This window comes from Bacillus haikouensis (genome assembly GCF_013179555.1).
In the GTDB taxonomy this organism is placed as follows: domain Bacteria; phylum Bacillota; class Bacilli; order Bacillales; family Bacillaceae_B; genus Rossellomorea; species Rossellomorea haikouensis_A.
Window position 1 is genome coordinate 1 of record NZ_JABMCR010000149.1, and the last position, 10,659, is coordinate 10,659.

The 10,659-nt window shown below is 44.7% G+C and carries 12 protein-coding genes; 9 read left to right on the top strand and 3 right to left on the bottom strand.

The window, feature by feature from the left end:
* On the bottom strand, positions 1-451 hold a 451-nt coding region (locus tag HP456_RS14350), incomplete at its 3' end, for a GyrI-like domain-containing protein (protein WP_172252251.1).
* Between the two features lie 109 nt (positions 452-560).
* Between HP456_RS14350 and HP456_RS14355 the strand changes: the two genes are divergently transcribed.
* The 6 genes from HP456_RS14355 (at position 561) to HP456_RS14380 (ending at position 4,646) form a co-directional block, all read left to right on the top strand.
* Positions 561-1,523 (top strand): helix-turn-helix transcriptional regulator, encoded by a 963-nt coding sequence (locus HP456_RS14355; protein ID WP_172252253.1) that lies wholly within the window; start codon positions 561-563, stop codon positions 1,521-1,523.
* 185 nt (positions 1,524-1,708) lie between these two features.
* Entirely contained in the window at positions 1,709-1,978 is a 270-nt protein-coding gene (gene rpsN / locus HP456_RS14360) for a 30S ribosomal protein S14 (protein ID WP_172252255.1), read from the top strand.
* Positions 1,979-2,002: 24 nt separating this feature from the next.
* A complete protein-coding gene (locus HP456_RS14365) occupies positions 2,003-2,251 on the top strand; it encodes a type B 50S ribosomal protein L31 (RefSeq protein WP_172252257.1) in 249 nt (82 codons plus the stop codon).
* A gap of 58 nt (positions 2,252-2,309) precedes the next feature.
* Positions 2,310-2,684: a hypothetical protein gene (locus HP456_RS14370; RefSeq protein ID WP_172252259.1), complete on the top strand. Its 375-nt coding sequence runs from the start codon at positions 2,310-2,312 to the stop codon at positions 2,682-2,684.
* Between the two features lie 82 nt (positions 2,685-2,766).
* Positions 2,767-3,396 carry a class I SAM-dependent methyltransferase gene (locus HP456_RS14375; RefSeq protein WP_172252261.1) on the top strand — a complete coding sequence of 210 codons (630 nt, stop codon included), beginning with the start codon at positions 2,767-2,769 and terminating at the stop codon, positions 3,394-3,396.
* Between the two features lie 371 nt (positions 3,397-3,767).
* A complete protein-coding gene (locus tag HP456_RS14380) occupies positions 3,768-4,646 on the top strand; it encodes an alpha/beta fold hydrolase (RefSeq protein ID WP_172252263.1) in 879 nt (292 codons plus the stop codon).
* Positions 4,647-4,957: 311 nt separating this feature from the next.
* Here HP456_RS14380 and HP456_RS14385 read toward each other — a convergent pair whose 3' ends face one another.
* Both HP456_RS14385 and HP456_RS14390 read right to left on the bottom strand, forming a co-directional pair.
* Complete coding sequence (locus tag HP456_RS14385; RefSeq protein WP_172252265.1) at positions 4,958-5,440, bottom strand: NUDIX hydrolase; 483 nt, start codon at positions 5,438-5,440, stop codon at positions 4,958-4,960.
* 330 nt (positions 5,441-5,770) lie between these two features.
* Positions 5,771-6,388 (bottom strand): GntR family transcriptional regulator, encoded by a 618-nt coding sequence (locus HP456_RS14390; protein WP_172252267.1) that lies wholly within the window; start codon positions 6,386-6,388, stop codon positions 5,771-5,773.
* Positions 6,389-6,575: 187 nt separating this feature from the next.
* On the opposite strand from HP456_RS14390, the gene garR reads away from it, so the two are divergent.
* The 3 genes from garR to HP456_RS14405 all read left to right on the top strand — a co-directional run bounded on the left by garR (position 6,576) and on the right by HP456_RS14405 (position 10,365).
* The gene (gene garR / locus HP456_RS14395) at positions 6,576-7,502 is read left to right on the top strand and encodes a 2-hydroxy-3-oxopropionate reductase (protein ID WP_172252269.1); all 927 of its coding nucleotides are present in this window, start codon (positions 6,576-6,578) and stop codon (positions 7,500-7,502) included.
* On the top strand, positions 7,502-8,932 hold the full coding sequence (locus tag HP456_RS14400) for a four-carbon acid sugar kinase family protein (RefSeq protein ID WP_172252275.1): 1,431 nt from the start codon (positions 7,502-7,504) through the stop codon (positions 8,930-8,932). Before garR ends, HP456_RS14400 begins: the two co-directional genes overlap by 1 nt.
* An 89-nt stretch (positions 8,933-9,021) precedes the next feature.
* Positions 9,022-10,365: a GntP family permease gene (locus HP456_RS14405; RefSeq protein WP_172252271.1), complete on the top strand. Its 1,344-nt coding sequence runs from the start codon at positions 9,022-9,024 to the stop codon at positions 10,363-10,365.
* Positions 10,366-10,659: the final 294 nt, after the last annotated feature.

The window sequence follows — 10,659 nt, forward strand, 5'->3', positions numbered from 1 at the left end:
ACACCAAACCGTTTTGCTGCCCTGTCTCAACCGTCGTATTTGGTCCGCCTACATAAGCGAAATCCTCTGCTTCCGCCAAAACTTGACCAAAGGCAATGCCGGTAACCGTATTTTTCATTTCATCAGCCGTTTTCCCTTCTCCTTTGACCACGATGTATTTTCCCTTAGGAAACTGAATCACCCTTGCTTCTTCAGGTACGGCAGCCGATTCCTTTGCCATAACGCCGGCATAATGCATCATCTTGTTATTCACTGCTTCATTCACAGCAAAGACGTAGTCGTTTTCAGCCATATTCTTTAACGTGCCAAGCCTTCCATCCTCGCTGACTGCCTGCCAGAAATCTGTCTTTTCCTTGCTCACACCGGCATAGTCCGTGTAATCGCTCTTAATCTCGGTTCCTAACCCTATAACTGTAAAACCGTCTTTTTCTTCTAAAGTATAATTAGCCATTTTCAAAACCATCCTTTTTAAAATTTTTTCAAGTGAATTGTGTTGTTCACTTGATGTCTATATAATAACGTTAAACAGTGTCAAAAAATGATACCTTTAGGAGGCGCAGATGAAAAAAGTTGAACGGATTAATGTCATCATGCGGTATATTAACAATCGGGCTCACTTTACCATCGCTGAAATCATGCGGGAATTCAATGTTTCCCGTTCTACAGCCATCAGGGATGTCAGAGAAATTGAGGCGATGGGCATGCCGCTTGTCTCTGAAGTTGGAAGGGACGGGGGTTATTTTGTCATGCACAACTCTGTCCTGCCCGAGGTCCGATTTACCGATAATGAAGTCAAAGCCTTATTCATTGCCTTTATGGCCACCAGAAACCAGCAGCTCCCCTATCTGAAGAGCCGCCAGTCCATAGCTGAAAAATTACTCAGCCTCATCTCGGAAAGCCAGCAGGATGATTTAATTCTTTTAAATCAAATCTTGCTTTTCGAAGGGACAAATCCCCATAATCCTGACTTACTGGATCTTTCAGACCTTCCTCATCCCATGGTAGAAATGCTCTTCCAAACCCTGTTAATGGATAGATATCTGTTCATTACGACCGATGAGGAAAACATACAGACGTCTTATCCAATCTACCTGCTGCACCTTTATCATGAGAAAAGCCTTTGGCTCATTGAAGGCTTCGACTTAAAGGAGGAAAAGAAACGGATTATTCCTGTCGACCAAATCATCGATGTCAAGCCCTGCCCGGCCAATAAAAGAGTTAATGAGCAGGAGATTACAGAAAAACTAAATAAGCACGCAGAAACAGCCAACCTTGTCCTTGAACTGGGTGCAAAAGCAATTGCTCAGTTCAGGAAGTATCATCCTTTAAAAGTTTCGATTTCTTACACAAACCCTTTCCAGACCACAGCGGTTCTGAAGATGTTTGTCGATGTCAACAAGCCAGAGGAATTGAACGAAATGACAAACTGGCTGCTGTTCCTCGGCGAAGATCTCGAAGTGAGGGAAATGCCTGGAGAAGTCTTGGAATGTTTACAAGAGAGATCAGAATTATACTGCCCATAATCACGGCAAGTTTACAACCAAGATGGGATTAGCGGTAAGGTTTTTTGTCTGCAGCAGGGAAGCCGTGAGCGGATTTTGTTTTTAAATAGTATCATTTGCATTAAACCCACAGATATGGTTTAATACCGATATACCCATTAAATCGTAATCGTTACGATTTGAAAAATAGATAGGAGGGAGCATGAATGGCTAAGAAATCGAAAGTCGTAAAGGAAAAGAAGCGTCAGGAAACCGTGTTGAAATATGCAGAATTAAGAAGGGAATTAAAGGAAAAGGGAGATTATGATGCACTTAGGAAGCTTCCTAAGGATTCTTCCCCGACAAGGCTGAAAAATCGCTGCCAGGTGACTGGACGCCCGCGCGGATATCTCAGGAAGTTCAAGATGTCACGTATTGCATTCCGCGAATTGGCGCATAAAGGTCAAATTCCCGGTGTGAAGAAATCAAGCTGGTAAGTATCATAAAGAGGAGGATGACAGATGAAAAGAGGAATTCACCCGGACTATCATGATGTTGTGTTCATGGATACGAATAGCGGATTCAAGTTCATGACAGGATCCACCATGACGTCAAATGAAATGATCGAGTGGGAAGACGGCAATGTCTATCCATTGCTTAAAGTGGAAATCAGTTCCGACACCCACCCATTTTATACGGGAAGACAAAAGTTCTCCGATCGCGGCGGGCGTGCAGAACGCTTCATGAAGAAATACGATATGAAAAAATAACGGGGATGCGGCTGCAAGGACAGAAGCCAGTCCTTCTAATAGAAGAAAGGTGTAAGGCATGAACGGTTATTTAATGGAAATACTGGCCAGGGAAATCGTACAATCCCTTCCTCAACAAAAGAAAGACATGTATCGGTATGTCGTGCGAAGAGAGGATGAATTGGCCCGGCAGGCTTCAACTTCAGACGAATTCATGAGCCTGCTTATACAGCATGCTCCACACCAGCAAGCTGCTGATCACTTTCATCTTTCCTTTGGGAAGTTTATGACTGAGATGAGGGAGATTGAAAAGGAAATCGATCGACAGCTGGAACAAAAGCTTAAACAGGCGAAATGGATCGATTGCTCAGATATCATGGGAAGTGATAAATCTGATTCGTTGGATGTGTTGTACTTTTATTTTACGGCAGGGACGGGGTCTGTACGCAGATAAAACGATATTGGGTCACGGCAGTTTTGCAGAGTGGCTGGTGTTTACAGGCCATTTCATTCAAATTCGTAAAGGGGATTGTGGCATGACAGAATTTTGGGAAGCAAGTTTTATAGAAAATCAAACGATGTGGGGATTTGAACCTGCAGACTCAGCCATTATGACAAAGGATTTTTTCCTTGAGAAAAAAGTGAAGGATGTCCTGATTCCTGGTATTGGATATGGCCGAAATGCAAAGGTCTTTATGGACAATGGAATGAATGTAACAGGAATCGAGATTTCAAAAACAGCGATTGAATTGGCAAGGCGGAGCGGACTTGAGATGAGTATTTTTCACGGTTCGGTAACCGATATGCCTTTTGAAAATAAATATTATGATGGAATATTCAGTTATGCACTCATCCATTTATTGAATGAACCTGACAGAAAGAAGTTTATCAAAGCTTCCTATGATCAACTAAAGCCTGGCGGATATATGGTTTTTACGACAATTTCAAAAGAAGCCCCCATGTATGGAAAAGGCACACAGCTTGGGAAAGACTATTTCGAAATCATGGAAGGCGTGAAAATGTTCTTTTATGATTCGGACTCGATCAAGCAGGACTTTGGAGAATATGGTCTTGTGGAATTTTCTGAAGTTGTTGAGCCGAATAAGAATGCGGAGGGGAAGCCTCCGTTTCCGTTTACGGTGGTTACATGTCGGAAACAACGATAAAAAGAAGTCCCTCACTGAATTTTTTCAGAAGGGATTTTCTTTTTAATCCCCCTTACCCCAAAAATAAACGGTAATCAGCCGAATATGGTCATCCTTTCAGAACATCAAACTCCATTCCTGATTTCCGACTTTTCAAACACGAACCATCTACGCGTTGCACATTCAGATTCTCCGGGGGAATGGTTTTATGCAGAGAAACATCTCATTTTTATAGTAACTACCCAATTGAAGGAATTTCTATGATTTGGAAAAAATAAAACTATTAATGGAGATTTTTATAGTAAGATAGTAGTAATTAGCTTGGCTCGAGGGATGATTATGCAATGACTAACCGCCCCTGTTGCTTGCTGACTTAGATGACGGAGGACAATATGGGAAGAGAAACCATTTATAAGAGTGAACAAGGAAAGAAACGTATCCAGCAGCATTATGAGGACTATTTACAGAGCCTTGATTTTCAAGTGGAGAGAAAGTACATAGAAACGCGGTTTGGAAAGACCCATATGCTTGTGGCGGGACCGGCTGAAGGAAAACCATTGTTTGTGTTCCAGGGGGGCAACTGCATCAATCCGATGACGATGTCCTGGTTCACGCCGTTGACAAGGGAATACAGGGTGTATGCACCCGATACGATCGGTCATCCGGGGTTCAGTGATGAGGCGAGGATTTCAGGGAATGATCATAGCTATGCTTGCTGGATCAGCGACATGATGGCGGTATTGAAGATCAAGCACTGTGCATTTGTTGGCCCGTCATTTGGCGGAGGGATTATCTTGAGACTGGCCGCATTCATGCCGGAAAAAATCGATTGTGCAGTGCTGGTGTCACCGGCGGGCATTCAATTAGGGTCGAAAGGCAGGATGATCAAAGATATCCTGCTGCCATTGATGTTATATAAAGCTTCAAAAACGCAGAAATATCTGGACAGGATCGCTGACGTCATGTCTTCCGGTTCCATGAAGGAGTTGGACAGAGACATAATAGGCGAGGTGTTCAAGTTTGTTAAATTGGAACAGGACATGCCGAAATTGACGGAGAAACGGGAGCTGCAGAATTATTCTTGCCCTACCCTTGTTATAACGGGCGAACGGGATATTTTCTTTCCTGGAAGCAGGCTCAAAGAGAAAGCAGAAGAAATCATTCCGAATCTGGTATCCTTCAAAACCTTGGAGATGGGCCATTTCCCTTCAGCAGGATATCTGCGTGAGATCAATGGGGAAATCATTGATTTTCTTCAGGTTCATTATTAGATAGATAGGGAGCACTCCCCCTGGTAAACTAAAGCATTAGTGCCCTCGGGGGACTGATTCCATTGTGGGACTGCTTTTGTTTTATATCTGGCTGGTTTCGATAATAAGTTTGAAGAATCGATAATAAATGGGTGGGCATGGATCCGCGGTTGATTAATTTCGTGTTTTTTTGTATGGAAAGGGATCATTTTATGAACACAAATGCACAGCGGCGAAGTGATGTTTTTTCAGATTCTGTTCATGTTTTTGTGTTTAATAGAGTTTTTATTAGCTATTTTAAAGAATCTTATAATATAGAAAGGGGATCTTCTTTATTTTTCAAATTCTCTTAAAACACCCTGGAATAAAGCACTCCTTATATATTCACTCAATATAGGTGAATCCGGGGGATTTATGTTCTGAGGAAGTTCATTAAGCTTAAAAAAACTTAGTTCTTTAACTTCACTTGCTTCACTTGTCATTATACCTTCATAATCACTGCATACATAGGCTGATATGACATTATATACTTCATCCCCGTGAGGATATTTATAGTAGAAATTTTCTCCTGAGTAAACATTGAATAGCTCTAATTTATTTGCCATTAATCCCGTTTCCTCAAGTAACTCTCTCTTTGCTGCCTGTTCGAGAGTTTCCCCGATCTCCAATGAACCACCGGCTAACCCCCAGCAGTCATTGTCCTTGCGAAGCTGCAATAATATTTCTTTATCATTATTAATTAAAATCACACAAGCTCCCGTCATTATGAGGGGACGGCTTCCCGCTGCTCTTCTTAATTCCATTATGTAGCCCATATATAACCTCCACTTTTATAAAATTATAATAAACTGCACTTAGTACTTAACAGAACGAACGACGTTATTGGAATGGCTATGTGAACAAGTAAAATCTTTTTTATGCTTCTATTATAAACCTTTTAAATACAGATTCGCTTGTAGCCAGAGATCCAAAGAACTCGTTTAGGCGGTATTGAGCTGCCTTGCTACAACTCTTGTCCTATTTTGTTTTTTTAGTATTTCTGAAAGAGTTCCGTTCAGCAGGCAATCGAATAAGACATGCCTGTTAAAAGGAAATAGAGATCAGTACGCAACACCGGGGGCTGATCCCTATACTGTTTGCGAAACCTACCGCCGCATTACATGCAGACAAAACTCGAGGTCCGCCTGTATATGCTCCTTCATCAATCTCTCCGCTTCTTCTCCATTATGAGCAACGATCGCATCGTAAATTTCCTGGTGTTCATCGATCAAGAATGGCCGGTTGTGGTAAACCACTGTCTTGCGAAATAGATAGATGATCGACTGCATGCGTTCGATGGTGTCGACCATGACGGGGTTGTTGGTGGCATTGACGATGATGTCGTGGAATTGCTTGTTGGCTTCCATGATTTCTTCGGTTGTGCCGGTACGTCCGATGTCGATACATTGTTTTAATTGGTTTAAGTCGTCCTGGTTCATGTAGGTTGCTGCTGACCGGGCAGCGAATGCCTCCAGCAGAATCCGGACCTGGAAGTAGTGGCGCAGGTCCATGTCGGTTGGGTTGACGACGCGTTTTTGCTGGACGAGTCCTTCTTGTTCGAGTTTCCGAATGGATTCGCGGATGGGAGTTCGGCTTACACCGAGTTCTTCTGCGAGTTTTTCTTCTATCAGCTTTGTGCCACGTTCAAGTTCCCCGTTCAATATTTGATCACGGATATACTCATATGATTGCAGATAAGCGTGCTGCTGTGTTTTCTTCTTCAAAGTAGATCGACTCCAATGAAAGACATTCCATTTGTCTTTGCGTATTCGGCTGTGAAAATTAAGCCCTTTCTAAAAGTATAGAACGAGTGGGGAGGATTTAAAAGTTCTAATCGAAAATAATTTTGTATACATTTTTAATTATTTTGTATACAAAATATAAATTTTTGTGTACAATTGGTGACAACGAATGAAAACGCTTTATCATCAGGAGGGGTTTAAAATGAGAATAGGATTTATTGGTCTTGGCATCATGGGAAAACCGATGTCATTGAATCTAGTGAAAAGTGGCTTAGATGTCACCGTGTTTGATATTAATGAGTCAGCAGTAGAGGAATTGGCGGGCTTGGGAGCCCGTGGAGCCCAGTCTCCGAAGGAAGTCGGGGAGAAGAGTGACATCATCTTTACGATGCTTCCCAAGGGAGAGCATGTAGCGAGTGTTGTCCTTGGTGAAAGCGGTGTCATCTATGGAGCGAATAATGGAGCAATTGTCGTGGATATGAGCTCGATTTCTCCCGTTCAATCAAAGGAAATTGCCGAAGCACTTGCCGCAAGGGGAATGGAAATGCTTGATGCCCCTGTGAGCGGCGGTGAGCCGAAGGCGATCGATGGGACGCTTTCCATCATGGTCGGCGGGAAAGGAGACGTCTATGAAAAGGTGAAACCATACTTTGACGTGATGGGTCAGGATATCACGCTGGTTGGGGACAATGGATGCGGTACGACGGCGAAGCTTGCCAATCAGATTCTCGTGAATGTCCATATCGCCGCGATGTCGGAGGCACTGACGCTGGCATCAAAGGCAGGAATCGATATCAAGAAGATGTATGAAGCGATACGCGGCGGCCTGGCTGGAAGTGCGGTGCTGGATGCGAAGGTTCCTTTGATACTGGAGCGGAACTTTGCTGCCGGCGGCCGAATCGACATCAATGCGAAGGACTTGACCAATGTAATGGATACAGCTCATTCCATCGGTGTGCCGCTGCCGCTTTCAAGCCAGGTGCTGGAAATGTACCACTCGTTGATGGCAGATGGGAAAGCAGCCGATGACCATGGAGGACTCATTCAATTTTACGAAAAGCTTGCGAATTATGAAGTGAAGGGTGTCAGCCAGTGATGAAAACAAGAAATGTCGATGAAATTCTAGCATCCTATCAATCTATCAATGAAGAGAAAGTTAGCGAATGGTGGGAGAAAGTCCGACCAGGCTTTACACACAAGATAATTGTCCTTGATGACGACCCGACTGGTGTACAGACCGTTCACGGCGTTTCGGTGTATACCGATTGGGAGGAGGAGACCATTGAAATGGGATTCCTGGAAGACAGGCAGATGTTCTTCATCCTGACAAATTCAAGAGCCTTCACGGCAAAAGAAACCGAGCAAGTTCATCGAGATATCGCGGAAAGGACAGAAATCATCTCTAAGAAATTGGGCGTTCCTTATCTGATCATCAGCCGTGGAGATTCCACTTTGAGAGGGCACTATCCCCTTGAGACAGAGGTGCTGAGACGGACGATGGAAGCTGAAAGCAATGAGAGTGTCGATGGGGAAGTCATCCTTCCGTTTTTCAAGGAAGGCGGCCGGTTGACGAGCGGGAACACTCACTTTGTCCAGCAGGAAGGCGTATTGATACCTGCAGGTGAAACCGAATTTGCGAAGGACCGCACGTTCGGCTACAAGTCGAGTCACTTGGGCGAATGGGTCGAAGAGAAGACAAAAGGCATGTATCCGAAAGAGGGCGTCACGTATATTTCACTGGAAACGATCCGCCGCATGGACATTGATCGAATCGTTGAGCAATTGCTCGAGGTAAAGGATTTCGGCAAAGTCGTCGTCAATGCCATTGAGGAAAGCGATGTAAGAATCTTTGCAACCGCATTGTTCCTGGCGATCGAAAAAGGAAAGCGATTCATCTTCCGGACGGCCGCAGCCTTTACCAAGGTGATCGGTGATATCTCTTCACGTCCATTGCTGACAAGGGAAGAGCTGATCAGTGAGAAAAGGGAGAATGGCGGTCTCGTCATCGTCGGGTCCCATGTCAAAAAGACGACCGATCAACTGAATACGCTCCAGGAACTGTCATCCCTTCACTTCATTGAGTTCGACGCTCATCTGGTATTGGATAAAGCAGCGTTTCATAAGGAAATCGAGCGGGTGCGCCATGAGGCAGAAACGAAGGTGAAAGAGGGCATCAGCACGGTCATCTATACAAAGAGGAAGCGCCTGGATCTCGGTGATGGAATGGAAGAGCAGGAATTACAGCTTTCCGTCGAGATCTCGAATGCGGTGACAAGCATCGTGCGTGATTTCTCTGTAAGGCCGAATTACCTGATTGCCAAAGGAGGAATCACCTCGAGTGATGTAGGAACGAAGGGATTATGCGTGAAACGTGCGACCGTCGCAGGACAGATCGCCCCGGGAATACCGGTCTGGCAGACAGGAGAAGAGAGCACATTCCCGTACATCCCTTACGTCATTTTTCCAGGAAATGTTGGAGCTGTCACAACCTTGCGTGACGTGGTCTCCACACTTGAAAGTAACTAACTGGTTAAGAAAACAATGAAGGATCGACTCATTCTGAAGGAGATCTGCTTGTCATAAAAAAGGTTCATATAACAAAGGGGGTAACTGAAATGGTTACTGGGAATATGTTGATTGTGATTTTTTTTCTAGCGTTAGCAGCACTATTTTTCTTGATTTTAAAATTGAAGGTTGAACCATTTTTATCACTGATCGGTGTGGCATTTGCAACCGCTGTTGTAATCGGCATGCCGCTGAATGAAGTGGCGGCCACGGTCACGCAAGGATTTGGGAACACGTTGACCGGCGTCGGGATCCTGATTGGACTCGGTGTTATCTTCGGACAGTTCCTCGGTGCTTCAGGGGCGGTTGAAAAAATCGCTGCCGCTGTATTAAAAGTGTTTGGTGTGAAGAAATCCCCGGCCGGACTTGCTTTGACGGGAACGGCGGTTTCGATTCCGGTATTCTTCGATGCGGCATTCGTCATTTTAAGCGGATTGATTAAAAGCTTATCAAAGAAAACGGGGATCTCGATCATTTCATTTGTGACTGCCCTTGGTGTAGGATTGATTGTCTCCCATAACATGATTGCCCCAACGCCCGGCCCGCTTGTTGTAGCGGAAAACACGGGTTCAGACCTTGGCTTATTCATCCTCTACGGAATACTGGTAGCGATACCGGCAACACTTGTGGGCGGATATTTCTACGGCTTATTCATCGGTAAGCGCATGAACCATTCAGGTGCTGTCGAGGAAGTGGCGGTTAGTCTGGAAGATGCACCAAAGAAAGAAATCAGTACGGGCCTGAGTTTCTTTATGCTGGCACTTCCCATTGCACTCATCTTGCTTAACACACTATCTCAGCTGCTATTCCCTGATACCGGCCTTGCAAGTATATTAGGTTTCATTGGTGACAAGAACATCGCATTATTCATAAGTGTTATCGCTGCCATCATCCTGCTTGCTCCGTATATCTCTGTTCCAAACAGCAGATTGTATTCTGAAGCCATCAATTCAGCGGGGATCATCATTCTGGTGACAGGTGCCGGCGGAGCATTCGGTGCAGTAATCAACAAAAGCGGAATCGGTGATTATCTCATCGAGACGATGCAAAGCTGGAGCATTCCGGTTCTGATACTCGCCTTCATATTTTCGCAAATCCTACGTGCATCACTTGGATCTGCAACCGTTGCCCTTGTGACAACGTCAAGTATCATGGGTCCGATGGCAGTGGATCTGGGTGTCTCGCCGATCCTGCTGGGTCTGGCTATCTGTGCCGGAGGAATCGGTCTTTCCCTTCCGAACGACTCAGGATTCTGGGTCGTGAACAGGTTCGGAAAGCTGACTGTTCCCCAAACACTTAAGGCATGGACGCTTGGCGGATTTATTGCCGGGCTGACAGCAATTACGACTGTTTTGATATTGAGTTTGTTCTCGGGGATCCTTCCGGGGTTGTAGGAAAATGGGTAAGGTCCATCCTTCAGACTAAAGCTGAGGGATGGACCTTTTTTGCAGTCTGTTCATTCACTTTCGTTCTCAACGGTAATAAGAGCCTGTCCCCCTAATTACAAGAGAAACCCCTAGTCCCTCATTGCTCCTGCCTCGCGGGAAGTCATGGAGCCCTGACCTTCACTCACATCTTTTTGAATTTGTTTTTTCACTTCTAGAGCATCCGTTCCAGCAAAGTTTGGCTTCATGGCTGAATCCAATTTCTGTTTGGGTTGTTGGTTTTGTGGCATAATCGCTCTCCTT

What these genes read in the sequence shown, in the direction of transcription:
- HP456_RS14355 (WP_172252253.1), top strand. Translation starts at nt 561, where the DNA reads ATGAAAAAAGTTGAACGGATTAATGTCATCATGCGGTATATTAACAAT.
- rpsN (WP_172252255.1), top strand. Translation starts at nt 1,709, where the DNA reads ATGGCTAAGAAATCGAAAGTCGTAAAGGAAAAGAAGCGTCAGGAAACC.
- HP456_RS14365 (WP_172252257.1), top strand. Translation starts at nt 2,003, where the DNA reads ATGAAAAGAGGAATTCACCCGGACTATCATGATGTTGTGTTCATGGAT.
- HP456_RS14370 (WP_172252259.1), top strand. Translation starts at nt 2,310, where the DNA reads ATGAACGGTTATTTAATGGAAATACTGGCCAGGGAAATCGTACAATCC.
- HP456_RS14375 (WP_172252261.1), top strand. Translation starts at nt 2,767, where the DNA reads ATGACAGAATTTTGGGAAGCAAGTTTTATAGAAAATCAAACGATGTGG.
- HP456_RS14380 (WP_172252263.1), top strand. Translation starts at nt 3,768, where the DNA reads ATGGGAAGAGAAACCATTTATAAGAGTGAACAAGGAAAGAAACGTATC.
- HP456_RS14385 (WP_172252265.1), bottom strand. Translation starts at nt 5,440, where the DNA reads ATGGGCTACATAATGGAATTAAGAAGAGCAGCGGGAAGCCGTCCCCTC.
- garR (WP_172252269.1), top strand. Translation starts at nt 6,576, where the DNA reads ATGAAAACGCTTTATCATCAGGAGGGGTTTAAAATGAGAATAGGATTT.
- HP456_RS14400 (WP_172252275.1), top strand. Translation starts at nt 7,502, where the DNA reads ATGAAAACAAGAAATGTCGATGAAATTCTAGCATCCTATCAATCTATC.
- HP456_RS14405 (WP_172252271.1), top strand. Translation starts at nt 9,022, where the DNA reads ATGGTTACTGGGAATATGTTGATTGTGATTTTTTTTCTAGCGTTAGCA.